General features: G+C 65.7%; 13 protein-coding genes. 3 read left to right on the top strand and 10 right to left on the bottom strand.

Going from position 1 to position 23107, the window contains the following annotated elements; translation table 11 throughout:
• Positions 1–17 precede the first annotated feature (17 nt).
• Together CAG41_RS18395 and CAG41_RS18400 are read right to left on the bottom strand one after the other, a co-directional pair.
• Positions 18–509 carry a hypothetical protein gene (locus tag CAG41_RS18395; RefSeq protein WP_170930056.1) on the bottom strand — a complete coding sequence of 164 codons (492 nt, stop codon included), beginning with the start codon at positions 507–509 and terminating at the stop codon, positions 18–20.
• Positions 506–11539 (bottom strand): filamentous hemagglutinin N-terminal domain-containing protein, encoded by an 11034-nt coding sequence (locus CAG41_RS18400; protein ID WP_085707291.1) that lies wholly within the window; start codon positions 11537–11539, stop codon positions 506–508. Before CAG41_RS18400 ends, CAG41_RS18395 begins: the two co-directional genes overlap by 4 nt.
• A 430-nt stretch (positions 11540–11969) precedes the next feature.
• Here CAG41_RS18400 and CAG41_RS18405 point away from each other — a divergent pair, with 430 nt between their 5' ends.
• From CAG41_RS18405 to CAG41_RS18415, 3 genes are read left to right on the top strand one after another with little or no spacing between them, the layout of a single operon-like run.
• Positions 11970–13214 (top strand): exonuclease SbcCD subunit D C-terminal domain-containing protein, encoded by a 1245-nt coding sequence (locus CAG41_RS18405; protein WP_085586947.1) that lies wholly within the window; start codon positions 11970–11972, stop codon positions 13212–13214.
• Positions 13211–16852, top strand: coding sequence for an AAA family ATPase (locus tag CAG41_RS18410; RefSeq protein WP_085707292.1), 3642 nt, complete (start codon positions 13211–13213; stop codon positions 16850–16852). The genes CAG41_RS18405 and CAG41_RS18410 overlap by 4 nt, the downstream gene beginning before the upstream one ends.
• The gene (locus CAG41_RS18415; RefSeq protein WP_085707293.1) at positions 16849–17445 is read left to right on the top strand and encodes a glutathione S-transferase; all 597 of its coding nucleotides are present in this window, start codon (positions 16849–16851) and stop codon (positions 17443–17445) included. The genes CAG41_RS18410 and CAG41_RS18415 overlap by 4 nt, the downstream gene beginning before the upstream one ends.
• An 8-nt stretch (positions 17446–17453) precedes the next feature.
• Here CAG41_RS18415 and CAG41_RS18420 read toward each other — a convergent pair whose 3' ends face one another.
• From CAG41_RS18420 to araD1, 8 genes are all read right to left on the bottom strand, one after another.
• On the bottom strand, positions 17454–17711 hold the full coding sequence (locus tag CAG41_RS18420) for a hypothetical protein (RefSeq protein WP_085586950.1): 258 nt from the start codon (positions 17709–17711) through the stop codon (positions 17454–17456).
• On the bottom strand, positions 17708–17920 hold the full coding sequence (locus tag CAG41_RS18425) for a hypothetical protein (protein WP_085586951.1): 213 nt from the start codon (positions 17918–17920) through the stop codon (positions 17708–17710). Before CAG41_RS18425 ends, CAG41_RS18420 begins: the two co-directional genes overlap by 4 nt.
• A 117-nt stretch (positions 17921–18037) precedes the next feature.
• A complete protein-coding gene (locus CAG41_RS28875) occupies positions 18038–18163 on the bottom strand; it encodes a hypothetical protein (protein WP_256575774.1) in 126 nt (41 codons plus the stop codon).
• Between the two features lie 211 nt (positions 18164–18374).
• The gene (locus CAG41_RS18430) at positions 18375–18554 is read right to left on the bottom strand and encodes a hypothetical protein (RefSeq protein WP_085586952.1); all 180 of its coding nucleotides are present in this window, start codon (positions 18552–18554) and stop codon (positions 18375–18377) included.
• Between the two features lie 156 nt (positions 18555–18710).
• Complete coding sequence (locus CAG41_RS18435) at positions 18711–19886, bottom strand: lactonase family protein (protein ID WP_085640534.1); 1176 nt, start codon at positions 19884–19886, stop codon at positions 18711–18713.
• Positions 19873–20178 carry a DUF5629 family protein gene (locus tag CAG41_RS18440; RefSeq protein WP_085707294.1) on the bottom strand — a complete coding sequence of 102 codons (306 nt, stop codon included), beginning with the start codon at positions 20176–20178 and terminating at the stop codon, positions 19873–19875. Before CAG41_RS18440 ends, CAG41_RS18435 begins: the two co-directional genes overlap by 14 nt.
• Before the next feature lie 341 nt (positions 20179–20519).
• Positions 20520–22100: an aldehyde dehydrogenase (NADP(+)) gene (locus CAG41_RS18445; RefSeq protein ID WP_085586955.1), complete on the bottom strand. Its 1581-nt coding sequence runs from the start codon at positions 22098–22100 to the stop codon at positions 20520–20522.
• A gap of 9 nt (positions 22101–22109) precedes the next feature.
• Complete coding sequence (gene araD1 / locus CAG41_RS18450) at positions 22110–23102, bottom strand: AraD1 family protein (protein ID WP_085707295.1); 993 nt, start codon at positions 23100–23102, stop codon at positions 22110–22112.
• Positions 23103–23107: the final 5 nt, after the last annotated feature.

A 23107-nucleotide genomic window follows, 5' to 3' on the forward strand; every position in this document is an offset into this window, starting at 1 on the left:
CGTCGCCACCTGCGGCGTCATTGCCCGTCAGGTGCCCGGTCTTCGGAGTCCTGCTGCGGCAGAAATGTCCGGGCGGCCAGCCAGCAGCTGGCCATCGACGCCAGGAACGACACCGATAGCTCCAGCCAGTAATCCGAAATCTCGCCGCCGTTGATGTCGTTGTTCCGCACAACGAGCAATACGAACCAGAACATCCATCCGGCGGCGACTCCGGCGCCTGCCAGAGCGACCAGCAAACAGTTCAGCGCCGTCTTCCTGACCTTCATCAAAGCGATCGCCAGCGCAAAAAACAGAAAAGGCAGAAAGAACACCAACTGCGCGAGGAAAGGCGCCAGGAAGGGCATCAGCAGCAGTTCGCCCCCCCTGACTTCCCCCAGCAGTTTCGGCGTATCGATCAAGTGGGCAAACACTGTGGCCGTCTTGATGATTCCGGCGATCCCCCCGACCACCATCGGGCACAGGAAGAAGGCCAGGAAGACCTTCCCGCGTGGGTATCGAGCCTTGATCATGGGGTGCAGCCCTGGGCTTTCGACAGGCCCAAGAGCTTGCAGCCATAGTTCACCCTTGAGCGGTAATCCAGGATGACCACACCGCCGTCGACACCTTGCTTGTCGCCGATGAGCGGATTGAGCGACGTGTCCGTGGCGTATTTGCCGACGGTCGTGAACCATGAATGGTCACCCAGGAACTTCTCATGGATGGTCTGCAGCAGCGACTGTTCGTTTTTCAACTGTTTGATGTCCCAGGCAACCGGATCAGTGGCCGATTTGTTGTACAGGTCTTTGAAATTATCGAAGCCGCCCGTGATCAGCGCGTCCCCCGCCGCCTTGCGCCAGTCGTAGACCGGGGCCAGGAACCAGCCCAGGCCAAAGCTCAGGAAGGATCCGTTCCCGTCCGCCCCCAACCCAGTCAACGGCGCTCTGGATACCGCCTCAGCGCCCCCGAACCAGTTGGCCCCGATCCCCAGTTCCTGTTCATACAGGTTGCTGGCCCCGAAGAAGTTGGCCCGGTTGTCGATGGTGTTCAGGTACGTCACCAGGCGGTCTGAGGCCCCTTGCGTGTTGTAGAGGTAGTCGAAGGTCGTGTGCGATGTGCGCGCCACGTCGTTGTGCATGACATTCCAGGCGTCCTGCATGGCGATGTACTTCAGCGCCGCGTTGACTGCCGTGCGGCAGCCGTCGCTCTGGGGGGCCTTGTCGCACATGCTGCGCATCTCCGAATCGAGGAACTCGCTGAGCTTCTCCGCCTTCGCGATGGCAGCGTTCTTTTCCTCTTTGGTGGAGCACGTCTTGCCGTTCAGGCAGTCTTCAACCTCCGAGAAGGCCTGGTGGGACAGATAGTTGTAGAGCGTCCCATTGGCCGCCACCGAGGCCGCCGTGCTCGGGTCACCCCCTGACGCCGTGGCCCCCAGCACGCCTACGATCTGGGAAATGGCCAGCAGGTTGGCCTGTGCCTGAATGTATTCAGGCGTGCCCGGCACATAGTTGGCCGGCAACAGTTTGTCCCCGAGCAGGCCCACCAGGAACTCGTTGGCACCGCCGGCGATCGCCCCCGTGCGGAAATCCCCTCCCATGGCCTTGGACAGCAGCCCGCCCAGGCCAGCGTGCAGCAGAATTTTCTCGATGCTGCCTTCAGGCAGCTTCAAGTCTCCGATGGCGCCCGCCCCCATGGCCGCGCCGATGGCAGTCAGCGTTCCGGTAGCCGAGCTGACCAGGTTGTCCTTGAAGCTGCCGCCGTAGACGACCGTTTTGATCAGGGCGTCGGCCGTCACCTTGGTGGCTATGACCTTGAACCCCTCCGGGGTCAGGCTGATGTTGCCCACGTCGAACTTCAACCCCTGGGTGACCCCCGCCGTGGCCGCGGCGACAACGTAGCTTTTGATGGCATCTTCGGAGGTCATGTCTTTCAGGATTTTCCCGAGGTTGCCCCGGTTATCGATCGTGCTGACCGTCGCTTTCGTCGCGGCGGTGATGGCCACGCCCTGCAGCATCGCGTTCATGCCCGCCATCATCGGCCCGATGATGGCGGCCATCGCAATGGCGATGATCAGTTGAGAGGCCGGCCCGAGCCCGGAGTTCGAGTATTTGAACGACTCGTGGATTTCCTTCACTTGCCGCCAGTCCACGTCTCCGCGCGCTTCGGCCTGCTTGAGCCACGCCATCTGCGGATCGGCCTTGACCATGGCATCGATGGATTCGCTGACCGTCTGCTGATTGATCTGCTTCACATCGATCTTAAGGCCTTCCACCGCCTTGATGGCGATTTCGCCCTTGGCGGACATCTGTGTCTGACGGAACGTCTCGTCCGTGTTGCCCTTGCCCTTGGACGATACCCAGAAAGCGCTGTCGTTGGTCTTGGTATGGCTCTCGTCGTGAAGGTCCTTGACCCCTTCGAACACGATCTTACCGCCGCTGTCCAGGCTGATGCCGCCACCACTGTCGAGCTTCGCGACCTGGAATCTCTGGTCGCCGCCGCTGACCAGCGCCATGTTGCCTCCGGTCGTGATTTCACTGCCGACATGCGTCACCTGCGTGACTTCGTCATGACGCAGTTTCTTCCTGCCGAAACTGCCCTTGTCCTTTTTGTCGTACAGCGAGTAGTCCGTGTCTTGCGCGGCCAATACTTCGAGCTCGTCCCTGGCCACCAGATAGGCTTCGTTGCCGGCCTTGATCCGGCTGGAGATCAACGTCAGGTCATCGCCTGCCCGAATGGCGACATCGCCGCCGGCAGTGATCGTGCTGGCGATCTGTTTGACGTGGTCTTCCTGGGCGGTCACCTTCTTGGTCTTGTAATAGGAGTGGCTTTCATCGGCCCCGGAAGCGATGGTCACATCGCCGTCCGCAATGAGCGTGAAATTGCGTTTGGCGTTCATGTCACTGGCGACTGCGGCAAAGTCACGACCCGCACTCATCGAGATATCGCGTCCGGCACTCAGGCTTGAGCCGAACTGAGTGACGGAGCTGCTCTGCCGGGCACCGCCGTCGACGTTGATCTGTTGAGCCGAAGCGATGGCGATGTCCCGACTGGCCTCGATCCGGACATCCCGCCCGCTGGACATCGAACCTCCCACGCTGAGCATGTCCCGGCCCGAGAAGATCGTCAGGTCATTCGCCGCCTCGATGCGCGCTGCACTGTCGACGACGTCACGCTGGAACGACTTGCCCTTGCCGTCGAAGGCATCGGTGCTCACCGAACGCTCGTTGACGATGTCCCCCGTCAAGGTCACAAGGTTGACGTCTCGCCCGGCGATGATGCCGCCCGACTTGTTGACGATGTCATGCACGGCCAGCAGGCCCAGGCGGTTCCCCGCTTCGATCAGGCCGCTGTTGGTCAGGTCCAGCCCGGCGCTCGCGGCCAGATTGTTGCTGGCGCGCAACGTGCCTGCGTTGACCAGGTCTTTGCCTGCGATCAGATCGACATCGTGTCCCTGGATCAACGCCCCGTTCGGCGCCAGTCGATTGTTGGCCTGGGCCAGGTACAGCACCGGCACCAGGACCTTTTCGCCGTTCACTTCGTGCTCTTCGAGCCAGACGATGTCGTGGGTCAGCGCCGCCACTTGCTGAGCGGTCAGGGTCACGCCGACGGACAGGTTGAGCTCGTTCTTGCTCGCCACCGCGTTGTTCATCAGGTACTTGAACATCGCTTCGTCGGAGGTCTGGCCGTCGATGAAGCGCTGGCCCGTGCGGGCGACCACGGCCTGCTGCACCAGGCGCTGCTCGAACAGGCCGTCGCCCAGGCGCTTGGCGCTGGTGTCGGGGTCGTAGCCGAGTTTGCCCAGCAGGTAGTCCGAGCTCATGAACGACTTGAGGTCAGTCAGCGCCGGGTTGGTCTCGATCAGGTATTTGTGCGGGTTGGAGCGCACGCTGGTGTCGGGCAGCCCCTGAACCCGCGGCACATCGAACGAGGCCTGAGTGCGGTCGGGCGCCAGCACGCCGACCGGACCGTCGCCGGCGACCGCGTTGACGTTGATCGGCGCCGTCTGGCCATTGAGGTTCAGCGACGGACGGGCGGCCAGGGTCAGGTCGCGCTTGGTCGTCGAGACCGGACCGCTCTTGTCGAACGTCAGCTCGGTGGCCGGCCGGGAAGGCATGCCGTCCGAGCGCTGGGTGGTGCCGGCGGCGACGGTGCCGATGGTCCAGTCCTTGCCGGGCGTCACCGCCGGCTCGCTGCCGCCTTTGCCGCTGTAACGGAACAGGCCGTTTTCCCCGGTCGGCAGGGTGAAGCCCGGCAGCGCCAACGGGTTGACCTGTTGCTGGGCCAGATCCGGCGGCAGTTGTGGATTCAAGAAGATGACCGTTGGCTTGACGGCGCTCTTCACACCGGTGTCCGTCCCCTCCTTGGCCGTGCCGTCGAAGTGGGTATAGGGATTGAGGTTACCGTTGCGGATCGTGGTTTTGGCGTTGATCTCAACCGCCTGACCCGCCTGGACAACGGAGGAAACGCTGCCGCCGCCGTCAGTGAAGACACGGGTGTCCTTTTTCAGGTCGCCCGCCAGAATCTGGCCGGGGACGGCGACCTCGGGGCCGGTGCCGAACTTCGCGTTGGTCTTGCCGAGCATCTGCTTGGCGATCGCGGTGTAGTCCCAATGCGTTCCGCCCTTGTCCGGCTCATGCCAGGTTTCGATGTAGTCGTACTGGTTTTTGGAGTTGCGGTCTGCATAGGCTTGCAGGTCGGTGCTGATCCAGCTCGTCTGCTTGCCGGGCAACCCGCCGAGCTTGAAGATCCGCGAGCGGGTGAAGGTGCCCGACTGCAGGCCGAAGTTGTCGAAGGTGTCGACGTCGAGCTTGATGTTCTTGCCGGCCGATATCAGCGAGGCCGTGTTGGTGAACGCTCCGACGTTGCCGGTCAGGTTGCCCGCCACATTGAGGGACGCCTGGGGGCCTGAGATCGTCGAGGTCGATTCGAAGCTTTCGTTGACATAGAACGTCGCGGAGCCGTCGAAGGTGATGTCACCCGAGATGAACTTCTCCTCGCCGACCACGCCTTCGGTCTTGTTGTTGAAGCTGTTGGCCGACAGCGAAAAATCGCCATCGACATTGATCGACGCGGCCTGGTTGTTGACGGCATTGGCGCGCCCCCCGTCCTTTCCGCCGATCGTGAGATTGCCGATGCTGTAGACATCGCCGGTCTGGTTGGTGAAGTCATTGACCAGCAGGTTCATGTTGCCGCCGCTGAAGATCAGCCCACGGTCATTGAGCAGGCTGGCCGTCCTCACCGTCAGCGTCTGAGCCGCGCCCAGCGTGCCGCTGTTGGTCACGGCGCCGGCATCGATCGTCAAGTCACCGCCGGCCGTCAAGCGTCCGCCGGCGTTGTTGAGCAACCCGCCCACGGTGACTTTGCCCTGCCCGCCTGCGCCGATGCTGGCGGCGTTGGTCAAGCCGAGTTGTGCCGCCGCAAACGTCAGATTGCCCAGGCTGCTCAGGCGGCCATTGCCGCCGTACCCGCCGCTCAACTGGATATCCAGCTCGCCGTCGCTGGCGATCAACCCGTCGTTGGTCCAGCTCGCGCCGCGCCCGACCAGTTTGTCCGAGGCCAGCAGTTGCCCACTGGCGGTCTGGGTGAAGCGGTTGACGTTGACGGTCAGGCGGCCGGCCTGGATCACGCTGCTGTTGGTCCAGCTGTCGGCGTTGAGCGTCAGGCCGCCACGGGTGACCAGCGCGCCGCCGGCGTTCATGACGTTGGCGGTCGAGAGGCCGAATTCCCCCGTCCCCACGTGCGTCATGGTGCCGCCTGCGTTGAGCAGGCTCGGCGCGTTCAGGATGAAGTCCGTGTTGGCGGTCTCCACCAGGCCGTTGCGGTTGTCGAACAGGCTGCCGATCTGGAAATCGGTCTTACCGCCGCTGCCCAGCGCCCGCAGCTTGCCGCCCTGGTTGTCGAGGTTGGCGGCGCGGATGGCCAGCAAAGCGGCGCTTTCGATCAGGCCGCCGCGGTTGCTCAGGTTGCCGTCGAGCCCCAGACCGATGCCGTTGCCGCTGACCTGGCCCGCATTGTTGTTCAGCGAGCCGGCGACCATGTTCACCGCGCCTTTGGCGTAGATCCCGCCGCCGCTGTTGTCGATGGCGTTGCCGCCGGCGTTGAGCAGGATGTCGCCGGCGTTGGCGGCGATGCGTCCGCCGTCGCTGTAGATGCCGCCCAAGGCCCGCAGGTCGAGGCGTGCGCCTTCAAGCTTGCCGCCCTGGCCGTTGCGCAGCACGCCGGTCAGGCGGGTCTGCAGCAGGCCCTTGAGGCTGGACAGCACGCCGCCGCGGCTGTCGAGGCTGGCGGCGGTGAGGTTCAGGTCACCGGTCCGGGCGATGAGCTTGCCGCCCTGGTTGTCGATGGCCCCGGTGCCCGCGTCCACCGTCAATGCGGAGTAGCTCTGCACCGCGCCTTTGCCGTTGCCGAAGGCGCTGGCCTTGATGTTCACGCCGGCGTCGCGGCTGAAGATCAGCCCGTCGGTGTCGTTGTGCACGGTGCCGTCGGCTGTGATCGCCAACTCGCCGTTGGCCGAGACCGTGCCGCGCCCACTGTTGTTCAGGTCGCCGCCGGTCAGCAGGCTCAAGGAGCCCTGGCTGATCACCTGGCCGCCTCGGTTGTCGATGCCGCTGGCGCGCAGCACCGTCAACGGGCCCGCGCTGCCGAGGGCGCCGTTGATGTTGGTCAGGGCGCCGAGCAGGTCGAGGGCAACGCTGCCGTCGCCGACCAGGCTGCCGCCGCTGTTGTCCAGCCACGTGCCGGTGAAGGTCATCGCCTGGCCGGCGGTGATGCGGCCGCCGGCGTTGTTCAGGCCAGTGGCGCGGATGTCGAGGGTGCCGCTGCTTTCGATCAGGCCGCCCGAGGCGTTGGTCAGCGTACCGCCGGTGACGGTCAGCGTCTGCTTGGCGCCGCTGGTGATGATGCCGGCGGTGTTGTCGAGGCTGGCCGCCTTGATGGTCACCTCGCGCTTGCCGCCCAGACCGCCCTTGCTGTGGTTGACCAACGCGCCGCTGAGGTCGATGGTCAGATCGCCGAACTGGCTGGAGACCGTGCCTTCCTGGCTGTTGTCGAGGCTGCCGCCGTCGACGGTCACGCCGTTCCAGCCGGACACCAGGCCGCCCTGGTTCAGGGTTTCGGCTGCCGTCAGGTGCAGGCGGTCGTTGCTGATCAGGTTGCCGCCACGGTTGTCCAGGCGGTTGCCGGTCAGGCTGAAGCCGTTGACGCTGGAGATCTCGCCCTTGCGGTTGTCCAGGTCGCGCAGGTGCGCAATGCTCAGCACGCCCTTGGTGTTGATCAGGCCGTTCTGGTTATTGAGATCCGCCGCCGTCGTGCCCAGGTCGATGCCGATGCCGGTGCCGCCCAGCAACGTGCCGCCCCGGTTGTTCAGGCCGGTGCTGCTGAGGGTCAGTTGCTTGGCGGCCTTGACCGTGCCGTTGCCGTTGTCCAGCAGGCCGTCGACGGTCACGCTCAGGTCGCTGTCGCTGAGCAGCACCCCGCCGTCGCTGTTGTCCAGGCTCGCGGCACGAACCTCAAGCGCCGCTGCGGCGATCTTGCCCTTGACCGAGGTCAGGGCCTTGTCGAGCGTCAGGGTCAGCTTCTGGTTGCTCAGCACCTGGCCGCCGCTGTTGTCCAGGGACTCGGCGATCAGGTCGAAGGCCTGTGCGCTGGAGATCTCGCCGTTGCGGTTGTCGATCCCGACGAGGTGGGTCAACGACAGCACACCGGGTGCGTTGATGAGTCCGTCTTCGTTGTTCAGCGCGCCGCCTTGCAGGTCCAGGCTCAGGCTGCCTTGGCTGAAGAGCTTGCCGCCCTGCTGATCCAGGCCGCGGACCTTGCCCGCCAACTCGGTGGCGGCGCCCAGGCTGCCGGCGGTGTTGGTCACCTGGCCCGCATCGAGCTCAAGCCGGCCGCCGGAGAAGAGGCTCCCGCGGCTGTTGTTCAGCGCGCCGGTGGTGAGGCTCAGGTTGCCCTTGCTGCTGATGACGCCCTTGTCCTGGTTGTCCAGCGACTGGCTGTTGAGGGTGAGCGCGGCGTCGGTCAGCAGTTGGCCGCCCTTGTTGCTCACGGCTCCGTGGGTGTCGACGCTCAGGGCCTTGGCGCTGGAGACCACGCCCTTGTCGTTGCTCAGGCTCTGGGCATTGACCGACAGCGCGCCTTCGCTGACGAGACGGCCCTGATCGTTGTTCAGGGTCGACGACAGGTTGATCGACAAATCACGCAACGTGCTCAGCCGGCCGCTGTTCTCCAGGGTCGCCCCGGTCAGCGTCAGCCCCGCATCGCCGGCCAGCACGCCGCCGTTGCGGTTGAACACCTCGCCCACGGTCAGCGCCAGGTTGCCGCCGGCCAGGAGGTAGCCGCTGTCGCTGTTGTCGAGCCAGGCGCCGGTGAGGCTCACGTCGGCCTTGCCCGACAGCTCGCCGGTGCGGTTGTCGAGGCGGCCGACGGTGAGTTTCAGCACTTTTGCGGCGCCCACCAGGCCTTCGCGGCGGTTGTCCAGGCTGGCGGCGTCGACGGTCAGGCTGGCGTCGGCGATGACCACCCCGGCCTGGTTGCCGAAGGTGTCGCTGACGGTGAGCCCCGCCTCCCCGCGGATGCGGATTTCGCCGTCGGTGTTGTCCAGGCTGGCGCTGCGGCTGTCGAGGCCGGCGGCGGCGATCAGCCCCTTGACGTTGCTCAGCGCCCGGTCGACGACCAGGGTGAGCTTCTCGTTGCTCAGCAGTTTGCCGCCGTCGTTGCTCAGGCTCTGCGCAGTCAGGCTCCAGGCCTTGGCGCCGGCGATCTCGCCGGCGCCGTTGTTCACCTCGCCGAGGTTCTTGAGCAGCAACTGGCCGGGCGTGCGGAGGTTGCCGCGCCGGTTGTCCAGCAGGCCCCGGTTCATGTCGAGCGTCAGGTCGCCGTTGCTGAACAGTTCGCCGCCGTCCTGCTCCAGCGACGTGAGCGATACCGTCATCTGCTGCTGGCTGCCGATCTTGCCGCCGCCGTTGTCCAGGTGCGCGGCCGTCAGCAGCAGCGTGCCGTCGGTGGCCAGGCTGCCGCCCCGGCGGTTCTTGAACTCGCCGGTGCTCAGGGTCGAGTCACCCTTGGCGCTGATCAGGCCGGCGTCGCTGTTGTCGAGGCTGCCGCTGGCGAAGGTCAGGCCTTTTTGCGAAACGATCAGGCCACCCTGGTTCAGCGCGGCGCCGACGCTGGTCAGCGCGATCGCCTCAAGGCCCGACAGTTTGCCCAAGCGGTTGTCGAGGCGCCCGGCATCGAGGGTCAAGCGGCCGTCGCCGCTGATCAGGCCGTTCTGGTTGTCGATGACCTCGTCGAAGGCCAGCTTCAGGTCCTTCTGGGTGACGATCCGTCCGCCCACGTTGCTCAGGCCGATGCCGCTCAGCGTCACGGCGCCCTTGCCGAAGATCAGGCCGTTGGTGGCGTTGATGATCTGCGCGACCTTCAGGCCCAGGGTCGTGTCGGACAGCACCTTGCCGTTGTCGCTGTTGTCCAGGCGCGCACCGCTGATCAGCAGGCCCTGCCCGCCGGACAGCGAACCGCCCCGGTTGTCGATCTGATCGACGTTCACGGTCAGGGCCTTGAGCGAAGCGACCAGGCTGTCCTCGCGGTTGCCCAGCTGCTTGCCGGTCAGCGTCAGGTTGCCTTCGGCGACCAGTTCACCGCCCTGTTGGCTTAGGACGTCGATGTTCGCCTCGATGTCGCCCTTGCCGGATATCCGTCCCTTTTCACGGTTGTCCAGTTCTCCGACCGTCAGCTTCGTCGCCAGATCGGCACGAATCAAGCCGCCTCGGTTGTCGGTGTTCGTGCTGTTGAGGATCAGGGTGTTGAGCGACGATACCTTGCCCGCGCCGTTGTCCAGGCGGGTGGCCTGCACATCCATCGCGCCGTTGGCCTGGATCAAGCCTTTGCGGTTGTCGAGCTGGCCGCCGATCCGGGTGGTCAGCGTGCCTTCACTGGTCAACTGGCCTTGCTGGCTGTTGTCGAGTTGCTGCGCGCGCACGATCACATTTTGCTTTGCGCCGATCTTGCCGGCGCTGTTGTTGATCGCACCCAATGCGCTCAGGTCCAGCAAACGGCCGGCGGTCATGATGCCGGCGACGTTGTCGAGCGCGGTGACGACCAGGACGCTGTCGGTTTGGCTGGAGAACTCGCCGCCGGAGTTGCTGAACTGCCCGACGTTGCCGTTGAAGTTGCCGCCGCTGTTGATGACGCCCTTGCCGTTCAGCACCTGGCCGGCATTCAGGCTCAGGGACTGGCCGCCCAGCACCCGCGCACCGTCGCGGTTGTCCAGCGTTCCGGCCGTGACCGCCGTGCGCTGCCCGCTGAGCGTGCCGCCCTGGTTGTTCAGGTTCTGCGCCACAGTGACGGTCAGGTTGCGGCTGGCGACCACGCTCTTGCCGTTGTTGCTGAGGCTCTGCGCGCTCAGGCTCACATCGCCGTTGGCGTTGCGGCTGTTGTCGGCATTGACCCCGGCCTCGACGATGCCGGCGTTGCTCAGCTGACCGCCCGCCGTCAGGGCGATGCTGTCGCGGGCGGCGAGGGTCTGGCGGTTGGTCAGGTCGCCCTGGGTCTGCACGTTCAGCGCGGTGCCGGCGTAGACCGCGCCGCGCGCATCGAGGCCGGCGGCCTTGACGTTGACGGCGCCGGTGGCCGAGGCCTCGGCCAGGCTCAGCTGGCCGTTGGCGTCGAGCTGGATGTCGCCGCCGCTGGCGATCAGTTTGCCGTCGAGCTTCACGCCGACCCCGGCCTCGGTGCCCACCAGCTTGATCGCCCCGGCGTACATCCCGCCCAGGGCCGAGCTGTCGATGGCCAGCTGCGGCTTGGCGCTGCCGTCGTCGGCGCGGGCCGTGGCGTTGAGGCTGTCGGCGTTGACGTCGTTGCGTCCGGCGACGATGGCCAGGTTCTGCGCCTGGAGCCGGGCGTTGATCTTGGCGCTGCGGGTGATGATCTCGAAGCGGTCGACGTTGCCCGCGTTCAGGCCCTCGCCTTCGATGGCGACGCTGCCCTGGTCGACCTGGAAGCGGTCGAGGCGTCCGTTGTCCAGCACCGGCTTGCCGGTGGTCAGCGTGACCCGCGGTGCGTTGATGAAGCCGCAGCCGCTGCAGGTGATGCCGTAGGGGTTGGCCACGATCACCCGCGCCGACTGCCCCGCCACCTCGGTGTAGCCGCGCAGCTGGCTCGGGCTGCCGCCGACCACTTCGTTGAGGATGGTCTGGGCCGAGCCGCTGTTCTTCAGGTTCGGGTTGCCGATGATGTGGCCGCCCAGTTGGGTGGCGGCGGTCTGGGTGGCCGCGTTGTTGAGGATCACCCCCTGGGCGCCGACGTTGTAGTCGTTGAACTGGTTGTGCGACAGCCCCGTGCCGTTGGGCGTGGCGATGTTGACGATCGGCACGCCGTTGCCGGCCCGGTCCAGCCCGGTGCCGGGGTTGGCCACCACGATCCCGTCCGCCTGCGCCCACAACGGCTGCCAGAACATGACGTTCGCCAGCAGGAACGCCAGCCCGCGCTTGGGCATGCCCAAGAAGCGCTCGCGCGGAATGACGGCAGCAGCGGGTTGGCCGGCCGGGAGGGTCGGGTGGCGAACATCCATGTCGATGATCTCGGATAATTGTTTTTAGAAGAATGCAGATGCAGCAGTGCGGCGCCTTGCGCCCGGTCAGCGCAGACGGCGCCAGGAAGACAGGTCAGAAGAAGTGCGCATCGAAGTGCGCAACGGCTCCATCAAGGACAACGGCAGGCATGGGCAGACAGGGCAAGCCTGCGCCCGGCCTCGCCGCAAAGAGGCGTGAGTGCATGTCCGATCCCTCGAAGCAAAAAATGATATCAAAACAATATCGAAATACTAAAATGCCACTATTCTGGCGTCAATTAATAGATTGTCCTCCCGATGCTTGTAAATCCCCCGAAGCGAGGACGCACGCGAGTTCGACCACAATCGACGCATTTGCCAGTAGACTCTCCCCTCTTTGGCCTCCCGACTTTGCAGCGGCCATCACCTCAATCCTGATGCGGAGTCCGCCTTGCGTCTGTTTCACACCTCCGACTGGCACCTTGGACAGAACCTGCACGGCCAGGAGCGCGATTTCGAGCACGCCTGCTTCCTCGAATGGCTGCTCAAGCAACTGCAGCTGGCGCAGCCGGATGCGCTGCTGATCGCCGGCGACATCTTCGACACGGTCAACCCGCCGGTCAAAGCCCAGGAGCGCCTCTACGACTTCATCGTCAGCGCCCACGAACAACAGCCCGCGCTGACCATCGTGATGATCGCCGGCAACCACGATTCCGGCTCGCGGATCGAACTGCCCGCGCCGCTGATGCGACGGTTGCGCACCCATGCGCTAGGCCGGGTGCTGTGGCTCGATGACGGGCAGCTCGACACCGAACGCCTGTTGCTGCCGGTGCCGGACGCCTCGGGCGAGGTCGCCGCGTGGTGCTTGGCGCTGCCGTTCCTGCGGCCCGCCGAGGTGACCGGCCCGCACTTGGGCGACGACTACCTGCACGGCATCGGCCAGGTGCATGAGCGCCTGATCGATGCGGCGAACGCCAAACGCGCGCCCGGCCAGGCGCTGATCGCCGTCAGCCATGCGCACATGGCCGGCGGCTCGGTGTCGGAGGACTCCGAGCGCAGCCTGATCATCGGCAACGCCGAGGCCCTGCCGGCCAGCCTGTTCGGGCCCACCGTCAGCTACGTCGCCCTCGGCCACCTGCACAAGCCGCAGAAGGTCAACGGCGAGGAACGGATCCGCTACAGCGGCTCGCCGATCCCCCTGTCGTTCTCGGAGATCAACTATCAGCACCAGATCCTCGACGTCACCCTCGACGGCGAAACCCTGGTCAGCGTCGAACCCCGACTGATCCCCCGCTCCGTGCACCTGCAACGCGTCGGCCCGGCGCCGCTGGCCGACATCCTTTTGCAACTGGCGGACCTGCCGAACATCGACCTGCTTGCCGAGACCCAGCGCCAACCTTGGCTGGAAGTGCGCGTGCAGCTCGACGAGCCGCAGCCGGACCTGCGCCAGCAAGTGGAAAGCGCCCTGCAAGGCAAGGCCGTGCGGCTGGTGCGGATCGCTGCCGAATACGCCGGCAGCGGCGGACGGAACGGCACCGACGAGGGCGATGCCCTGATCGAGCTGGACCAGCTCACCCCGCAGGAACTGTTCAGCCGGGCCTGGTTCGACAGCTACGGCAACGAGGCCGACGAGCAGACCCTCAAGGACTTCGCCGAACTGCTCCAGGACGTACAGATGGAGGTCGGCCAGCCATGAAGATCCTCGCCATCCGCCTGAAGAACCTGGCCTCGCTGGCCGGCCCGTTCGAAATCGACTTCACCGCCGAACCGCTGGCCAGCGCCGGCCTGTTCGCCATCACCGGCCCGACCGGCGCCGGCAAGAGCACCCTGCTCGATGCCCTGTGCCTGGCGCTGTTCGGCGCGGTGCCGCGGCTCAGCAACACCGGCCGCGACGCCAAGGTACCGGACGCCGACGGCGAGATCGCCACCGGCGACCCGCGCACCCTGCTGCGCCGCGGCACCGGCGAAGGCTTCGCCGAAGTGGACTTCGTCGGCGTCGACGGCCGCCGCTACCGCGCCCGCTGGGAAGCCAACCGTGCCCGCGAGAAAGCCGCCGGCAAATTGCAGGTCAGCCGCCAGAGCCTGCGCGACATCGACCAGGATCAACTGCTGGCCAGCCAGAAAGGCGAATACAAGACCCAACTGGAAGCGGCCCTGGGGCTGAACTTCGAGCAGTTCACCCGCGCCGTGCTGCTGGCCCAGAGCGAGTTCAGCGCCTTCCTCAAGGCCGACGACAACGACCGCAGCGAACTGCTGGAAAAACTCACCGACACCGCGCTCTACACCCGCCTGGGCCGGCGCGCTTTCGACAAGGCCAAAGAGGCCCGCGAGGCGCACAGGCTGCTGCAGGAACAAGCCGTGGGGGTCACGCCGCTGGCACCGGAGGCTCGCGCCGAACTGGACGAGCGCTTCAACGCGGCGCAACAGCACCTGAAGGGGCAACAGGCGCAGCTCAAGCAGCTTGACCAGCAACAGGCCTGGCTGAAGGAACTGAGCCGCTTGCAGGAAGCGCAGCAGGCCGCCGCCGAGCAGTTGCACGGCGCGCAACAGCAGTGGGAAGGCCTGGCCGCCGAGCGCCTGAGGCTGACCCGGCTGGAACAGCTCGGGCCGCAGCGGCACCAGTTCGCCCGCAAGTCCGAACTGGAAGCGCTGCTGACGCCGTTGGCCGAGCAGATCGCCGCCCACACGCAGCAGCAGACCGAACTGGCCGAACGCCAATCGCAACTTGCGCAAGGTCTCGACGCGGCGAAGGCCGCCCTGGGCGAGGTGCAACAACGGCAAGGCGACAGCACGCCGCTGCTGCGTATCGCCTTCGAGGAGCAAAGCACCCTCGCCCGCCTGGCCAAGGAAACCGCCCTCAGCGCCGAAGCCAGGCAGCTCGCGGAACAAGCCTGCGCCCAGGGCCAGGCCGGCATTCAAGCCTTGGTGGAGAGACAGGCCGAGGTCGCCGAACGCTTGCGGGACATCGCAGGCGGGCTCGGGCAAAGCGCCCACCTGGCGCCGTTGAGCGATGCCTGGAACGCCTACCGCGACCGCCTGCAACAGCTGATGCTGATCGGCAACCGCCTGAACAAGGGCCAGGCCGAACTGGCCAGCCTTGAACAGGCCGCCACCCGCAGCGCCGAAGACCTCGCCCGGCAGAAACAGGAGCTGGACGTGCTGTTCAAGGAGGCCGGCGCCGAACCGGACGCGGTCGCCGAACAGATCGGCCTCCTCGGCAACCTGCTGCAGGACAACCGCAAGCAGCTGCGCGCCGTCGAAGACCTGACGCGTCTGTGGAGCCACCATCAGGAACTGGGCACCCGCAGCGCCGACCTGCAGCAACGCCTGGTCGAAGCCCAGCAGGAACGCGACCGCCTGACCCAGGACGGGGTGAAGGCCAAGGCCGAACTGGCCGTCGCCGAACAGACCCTCACGGTCACCCGCGAGCTGCTGGAACGCCAGCGCCTGGCCCGCAGCGCCAGCGTCGAGGAACTGCGCACGCAGTTGCAGGACGGCCAGCCTTGCCCGGTCTGCGGCAGCGATGCGCATCCGTACCATCAGCCCGAAGCGCTGCTGCAAAGCCTCGGCCGGCATGACGAGAGCGAACAGGCCAACGCGCTGCAAGCGGTGGAGCGGCTCAAGGAATCGCTGATCGAACTGCGTACGGCCGTCGGTGCCGTCATCGCCCGGCAGAAAGAGCTGCTGCAGCAACAAGAGCAACTGACCGCGCAACAGCACGCCTTGGCGCCGACCCTTGACGCGCATCCGTTGGCTACGCAGTTGAAGGTTCAGGACGCCGACAAGCGTGACGCCTGGCTCGTGCGGCAGAACGATCAGCTGAACCTGAGCATCGCCCAGGACGAACAGCGCCAGAGCGACCTGCTCACCCTGCAACAGGACGCGGCGCGGCTGACCCAGCAGTTGCGCAAGACCGAATCCGCCCATCAGCAGGCGGCGCAGCACCTGAGCCATCAGCAGCGGGAACTGGACAGCGACCGGCAACGCCTCGACGAAGAACTCGACGCCTTCGCCAACCTGCTCCCGGCGGACACCCTGCAAGCGCTGCGCGTCGAGCCGGCGGCCGCCTTCATGCAGCTTGACCGCCAGATCGCCGAGCGCCTGGCGCAGGTCGATCAGCAGAAGGAGGCGTTGGAGGAACAGCAGGAACGCCAGCAGACGCTGGACAAAGAGCAGGAGCGTCAGCGGAGCCGCGCCGAGCAGGCGCAGGCCGCCGAGCGGCAATTCAATGACTTGGCCGAGCAGCAACTGGCCAGCCAACAGAAGCTGGCGCAGTTGCTCGGCGAACACACCAGCGCCGAGCAATGGCAGCAGCGGCTGGAGCACGCCGTGGAGCAGGCCCGCCGCGCCGAGGCCGACACCGCCCACGCCCTGCAAGATCTGCGCACGCAACAGGTGCAGACGGCGGCGGAACTCAAGGCGCAGCAAGAACGCTGGCAAGCGCTGGACACCGAGGATCGGGAGCTGGCCGGCAAGATCGCCGACTGGCGCGCGCGGCACCCCGAGCTCGACGACGAGGGCCTCGAAGACCTGCTGCGGATCGACGACGGGCAAGTCAGCGAACTGCGCCAGCGCCTGCAGCACAACGAGAAGGCCATCGAGCAGGCCAACGTCCTGCTGCAGGAGCGTGACCAGCGCCTGCTCGAGCACCAGGCGCAGCGCAACGGCGGCCTGGAGGCCGACGCATTGGCGACCGCCCTCGCCGACCTGCAACGACAGCTCGCCGTCAGCGAGCAGCAGTGCGCCGAACTGCGTGCCGAGCAGGCCGAAGACCAGCGCCGGCAGAACGCCAATCAGGCGCTGGCGCAGCGGATCGCCGAGGCCTACGCCGAATACCAGCGCTGGGCCCGGCTCAATGCGTTGATCGGCTCGGCCACCGGCGACACCTTCCGCAAGATCGCCCAGGCCTACAACCTCGACCTGCTGGTGCACCACGCCAACGTGCAACTGCGCCAGTTGGTCAAGCGCTATCGGCTCAAGCGCGGCGGCAGCATGCTCGGCCTGCTGGTGATGGACACGGAGATGGGCGACGAACTGCGCTCGGTGCATTCGCTGTCCGGCGGCGAGACGTTCCTGGTGTCGCTGGCCCTGGCGCTGGGGCTGGCGTCGATGGCGTCGAGCACGCTGAAGATCGAATCGCTGTTCATCGACGAAGGCTTCGGCAGCCTGGATCCGGAATCCCTGCAACTGGCCATGGATGCCCTCGACGGCTTGCAGGCCCAGGGACGCAAGGTGGCGGTGATTTCCCACGTGCAGGAAATGCACGAACGGATTCCGGTGCAGATCCAGGTGCGACGCCAGGGCAACGGCTTGAGCACCGTGGAGGTGAAATGAACACGCTCTACTCGTTCCGCCGCTGCCCCTACGCCATGCGCGCGCGGATGGCGCTGCGCTATGCGGGGGTGCCGGTGGACATCGTCGAGGTCAGCCTCAAGGCCAAGCCGGCGAGGATGCTGGAGCTCTCGCCCAAAGGCACGGTGCCGGTGCTCGACGCCGGCGGCCGGGTGATCGACGAGAGCCTGGAGATCATGCGCTGGGCACTGGCGCAGAACGATCCGGACGACTGGCTGCTCAAGGACGATTCGTTCCACGCCCTGTGGATGGAGAAGCTGATCTACGGCAACGACCAAGTGTTCAAGGTGAACCTGAACCGGTACAAGTACGCCGAACGCTACCCGGAGCAGCCGATGGAGGCCTATCGCGCCGAGGGGACGCTGTTCCTGCAAAAGCTCGACGAGCTGCTCGGCAAGCGCGCGTACCTGCTGGCCGACCATCCGTGCCTGGCCGACATCGCGCTGCTGCCCTTCGTGCGCCAGTTCGCCCACGTCGACCGCGAGTGGTTCGCGCAGACGCCTTACGTGCGGTTGCAGCGATGGTTGCAGCGCTTTCTCGAATCCGACCTGTTCACCGGCATCATGAAAAAGTAATCCCGGGTTCAGGCCAGCACTTCACACATGCCGATGGCCGAGCAATCCACTTCGAACGGCCCGAGGAAATCACGCTCGGACTTGACCGGCGGATTGCCGGCCAGCAGCCCCAAAGCGTTGGCCCGTTCGATGTTGTGGGCGATGGTGTGGTTGGCCTCTATGGCCCGGGCCAGGCCGCCGACCGAACCTTGGCCGAAGCCCAAGAGCGAGGCGCCGTTGGTCATGAACGCAAGGCCGGCGATGATCCAGAGTCTGTAGCCTTTCATGCTCCGCCGACTCCCGCCAGTTCAGCCGCGTCCGCCGTTGCGCCGTGGGAACGGAGCTCGAACTGAATGCCGGGATGGGCGACCTGGACCGGTGCGTCGAAGCGGTGCTGCGACTGCGAGACGAGGCTGACGGACAACACCATGACCAGGTACAGACCGATGGCCAGGTAAGCGCCGCGTTTGGCGTAAGCGATGAGGGAACTGGCCATGATGTGGACTCCGTGAACCTGTTTCGAGGCCCACAGAATCGATCAAAAAAGCCGAAGGAACCACTCAGGGTTATCCATAGTGACCATCAGCTTCGTTGATCATTAAACCGGTCTATCTCAGCCTTCAATAATACTCATGAGGCGTTCGAACGCGGCTTCCGGCTCGCCGGCGACAGGCTCGGCAGCCGACAGGATGGGGGTGGAATAGAGAAACAGGAGTACCACGGCCAGACGCATCGCCATGCTGTCGATCCTTATGCGGGGAAGGAGTCAAAAAATCAGCGTCAACTTTACGTTCATGGCTATGTGATATCAAGCGCGGACAGTGATATCCGGCAGATGCTGTCGCAAACGGTTATGCAGGAGCGACATCACTGTTGCGGCCAACGCTTGGAAAACTGCGGCGGCGTCAATGACTTCGCTCCTGCATAACGGGTGCAGTGCGGGAAGAGTTTCAGTGTTGGGCTTTGTGGTCCAGAGCGGCGTAGAAGTTGGCGCTCTGTTGCAGGTACTTCTGGGTGTAGCTCTGGGTGTGGGATTTCTTGTCGCTGACTTCGACGCTGGCGCTGGCTGGCAGGGCCACGGAAGCGGAGATGGCGGACGCGGCAATCACGGAAAAGAGATTGAAGTTCATGGCGGTAACCCTCGTGTTCGGTTGGCTTGCTTGCCCGTTCGGGCCGTGAAGCAAACTTAACGCTCGAGGGTCCGCCGCTTGAAATGCTTTATGGCATTAGCTGTTATCAGCGCGATTAATACAAAGGCGCAGGCCCCGCGAACCGGGGCCTGCGGCTCATTGACGCAGCAGGAACTTGAGGTCGCTCGGGGCATCCATCGGCAACGTCTGCACGACTTTGCCCAGCAGACCGGTCTTGTCGTCGCGCTCAAGCACGACGATGCCGTTGCTCTTCTGGTTGGCGATCAGCAGGAACTTGCCGGTGGGGTCGAGGCTGAACTCACGGGGGTGATCGCCCTCCACCGAACGCCGTTGCAGCTCGCTGAGCTTGCCGCTGGCAGGGTCGATGGCGAACACCAGCATCTGGTTGGCCGTGCCCCGGTTGCTGACGTACAGGAACTTGCCGTCGGCGGAGGCGTGCAAAGCGGCTGCGGCCTTGTCCGAGGTCGGCTGGCCGGCCGCCAGGTCCACCAGTTGGGTCTGGGTCAGCACCCCGTCCCGGTAGTCGAACACCGCCACTTGGGCGCTCATTTCCATGGTCAGCCAGGCGTGCTTGCCGTCGGCGCTGAACAGCAGGTGACGCGGGCCGCTGCCCGGCGGCAGTTCCACCGACGCGGTTTTCGCCGGGGTCAGCGGCAGCTCGGGGTTGGCCTTCGGGTCGTAGCGGTAGATGAAGACCTTGTCCGCGCCCAGGTCATTGGAGAACACGTAGCGGCCGTCCGGCGAGGAGACCGTGGAATGCACATGGTTCGATGCCTGACGCTCCGGGTTCACCCGGCTGGCCGGGTGGGCGCTCATCTGCACCACCGGCTTCAGGCGGCCGTCGCTGCCCACCGGCACCACCGCCAGCGTGCCGCCCGGATCCTCAGCCACCGAGTAGTTGCTGACGAACAGGTGGCTGGCGTCGCCGCTGAGGCTCGAATGGGTCGGCTCGTTGCCCAGGCTCTGCACCTGGCTGATCAGGCTCAGGGCCTGGGTCTTCGGGTTGATCGCGTAGCTGCTGACGCGACCCACCGGGTCTTTCTGGCCGGGGCCGTTTTCGTTGACCACGAACAGCTTGCGCTGATCCTTGGACAAGGTGAGCCACGACGGGTTGGCGCTCTTGACCACTTGCAGCGGGTTGGGCCCGATGCGGCCGGTGGCGCTGTCGAAACTCATCCGGTAGATGCCTTGGCTCGCGCCCGCCGTGTAGGAGCCCACCAGCAACTGGAAGGTTTCGGCCGAGGCGCTGGAAAGGCCCATCGCGCCGACGCTGCCGGCCATCAGCAGCGGCCAGAACTTACGCATCTTCATGAGCGTCATCCTCATCGTCGCCACCGCCGAAGGCGTCGAGGCAGACCAGACGGTGTTCGCCGCTGGCGCCGACGATCAGCCAGCTCTGAAGGGATTCGTCGAAGGTCGCGGCCTTGACCTGGGCCGGGGTGAATTCCCAGTGTTTGGACAAGCGCCCGTCTATGCATTCGATGTGCAGGTTGTCGACTTCGTCGAGGGCGAATTCGAAGGCGTGCAGGCCGTCGATTTCGACCATCCCGCAACGTTCGAGGGCGTCGAGAAGGGAGTTGGGTACGGCAGTCATGGCAATCATGTCTTTCAGGGGGAAAGCGGCAATGATAGCTCAATGTGAGGCTGGATCCTCTGCGGGAACGCAGGTGGGTACAGAGGCCGACAGTGCCGGCCCCATCGCTTGCAGGCAATCTCCCACAGGTATCTCGGGTGTTTGCAGGATCTAGGTACACCACAAAAACCTGTGGGAGCTGGCTTGCCAGCGATGACGGTGGATCAGGCAACAGAGATGTCGGCTGTGATGGCCTCATCGCTTGCAGGCAAGCTCCCACAGGATTTAGCGGTGTTCGCAGAAATGGCAGATCACCGCAAGTCCTGTGGGAGCCAGCCTGCTGGCGATGAGGCCGGTACAACAGACATCTGTCAGAGGGCCTCGCGCGTTGGCTTACCGTCCACCAGGCGCTGGATGCGCAGCGGATTGGCGTTCTTCAGCGGTTCCGGCAGCAGGTGGTCGGGGTAGTTCTGAAAGCACACCGGGCGCAGGAAACGGTCGATCGCCAACGTGCCGACCGAGGTGCCACGGGCATCGGAGGTCGCCGGGTACGGCCCGCCGTGCACCATCGAATCGCACACCTCGACCCCGGTCGGATAGCCGTTGAGCAGGATCCGCCCGACCTTCTGCTCCAGCAGCGCCGTCAGTTCCGGGAACTGCGCAAAGTCTTGCGGCTCACCGATGAGCGTCGCGGTGAGTTGCCCGTGCAGGCCGTTGAGCGCCGCATGCAACTGCGCCTGGTCTTCTACTTCGACCACCACCGTGGCCGGCCCGAACACTTCCTCCTGAAGCACCTCGTCGCCCTGGATCAGCAACCGAGCATCGGCCTTGAACAACTGCGGCTGCGCCTGGTTGCCTTGCTGCGGATTCCCCGCCAGGTGCGTGATGCCCGCGTGGGCCAGCAGCTTCTGCAAGCCCTTGCCGTAACTGGCGAGGGTGCCGGCGTTGAGCATGGTCTGCGCCGGTTGATCGGCGATCAGCCCGGCCAGTTGTGCCACGAACCCACTGAACTGCGGCGAACGCAGGCCGATGACCAGGCCGGGGTTGGTGCAGAACTGACCGCAGCCCTGCACCACCGAGGCCGTCAGGTCACGGGCCACGGACTCCGTGCGGGCAGCCAGCGCCTGCGGCAGCACGATCACCGGGTTGATGCTCGACATCTCGGCGAACACCGGGATCGGCTGCGGGCGTGCGGCCGCCATGTCGCACAGCGCCCGTCCGCCCTTGAGCGAACCGGTGAAGCCCACGGCCTGGATCGCCGGATGCTTGACCAGCCATTCGCCGACGCCACCGCCGTAGATCATGTTGAACACGCCCGCCGGCATGCCGGTCTTCTCCGCCGCACGGATCAGCGCATCGGCCACCCACTCGGCGGTGGCCATGTGGCCGCTGTGGGCCTTGAACACCACCGGGCAGCCGGCGGCCAGCGCGGCGGCGGTGTCGCCGCCCGCCGTGGAAAAGGCCAACGGAAAGTTGCTGGCGCCGAACACTGCCACCGGCCCGAGGCCGATGCGGTACTGGCGCAGGTCCGGACGCGGCAGCGGCTGACGCGCCGGCAACGGCAGATCGATCCGCGCCCCATAGAAGTCGCCGCGACGCAGCACCTGGGCGAACAGGCGCATCTGGCCGCTGGTGCGGGCGCGCTCCCCTTGGATCCGCGCCGCCGGCAGTGCGGTTTCGCGGCAGACCACGGCCACGAACTCGTCGTCCAGCGCGTCGAGCTCATCGGCGATCGCATCGAGGAACTGCGCCCGGCGCTCTGCGCTGAGGCTGCGGTAGGCCGGGTACACGGCGGCGGCCGCTTGGGCGGCGGCGTCCACCTCCTGCGCCGTTGCCTGGAAAAAACCGTAAGGCAACGGTTCGCCGGAGCTGGCGTCCACGCTCTGCAACTGGACGTTGCCGGCGGCGCTGCGGCGCCCGCCGATGTAGTTGAGGCCGAGAATCTGAGTCATGGGATCTCCTTAAAGGGTACCGATGCTGCCGGGGGCGAAAACCGCGTCGGCCGGGGCGATGCCGTTGACCAGGGGCGCGCCGAATTCGGCCAGGCTGATCTCGAACACATCGCCCGGACGGGTGCGGACACCGTCGGCGAACGACAGCGTCGCGGTGCCGAAGAAATGAATGTGCACATCGCCCGGCCGCAGGAACTGGGCGTACTTGAAATGGTGGTATTCGAGGTTCGCCAGGCTGTGGCACATGTTCGCTTCGCCGCTCAAGAACTCGTTCTGCCACAGCGTTTCGCCGTCGCGCAGGATGCGGCTGGTGCCGGCCAGGTGCGGCGGCAGCTCACCGACCCGAAGCTCGGGGCCGTAACTGCAGCTGCGCAGTTTCGAATGGGCCAGGTACAGGTAGTTCTTGCGTTCCATCACGTGGTCGGAGAACTCGTTGCCCAGGGCAAAACCGAGGCGGTACGGTTTGCCGTCGTGGCCGATGACGTAGAGCCCGGTGAGCTCCGGTTCTTCGCCGGCGTCTTCGGCGAACGGCGGCAACGGGAACGGCTGCCCCGGCCGCACGACGATGCTGCCGTCGCCCTTGTAGAACCACTCCGGCTGCACCCCGGCCTGCCCCGCCGGCGGTTTGCCGCCCTCCACGCCCCATTTGAAGATGCGCAGGGTGTCGGTCAGCGTCGCTTCGTCGCCGGCCTGCTGGTGCATCTTGTCCCGGGCCGAGGCGCTGCCCAGGTGCGTGAGCCCGGTGCCGCTGACCAGCAGGTGCGCCGGATCCGGATGGTCGAGCGGCGGCAGGATACGCAGCTGCTCCCGCAGTTCGGCGTAATCGTGGCTGATGCCCAGGCCGAAGGCCTGCACCTGCTGCGCGAGGCTGACGCCGGCCTCGATGGCCGCCAACGCCAGATCACGCACGGCGCGCACGTCCTGCACCTCCCGCACCAGACCGCCCTCGACCACGCCGACGCGGCGTTCGCCGTTGCTCAATTCGAATTGCACCAGATGCATGTGTT

The organism is Pseudomonas sp. B35(2017) (assembly GCF_002113645.1).
Classification (GTDB): Bacteria; Pseudomonadota; Gammaproteobacteria; order Pseudomonadales; family Pseudomonadaceae; genus Aquipseudomonas; species Aquipseudomonas ekonensis.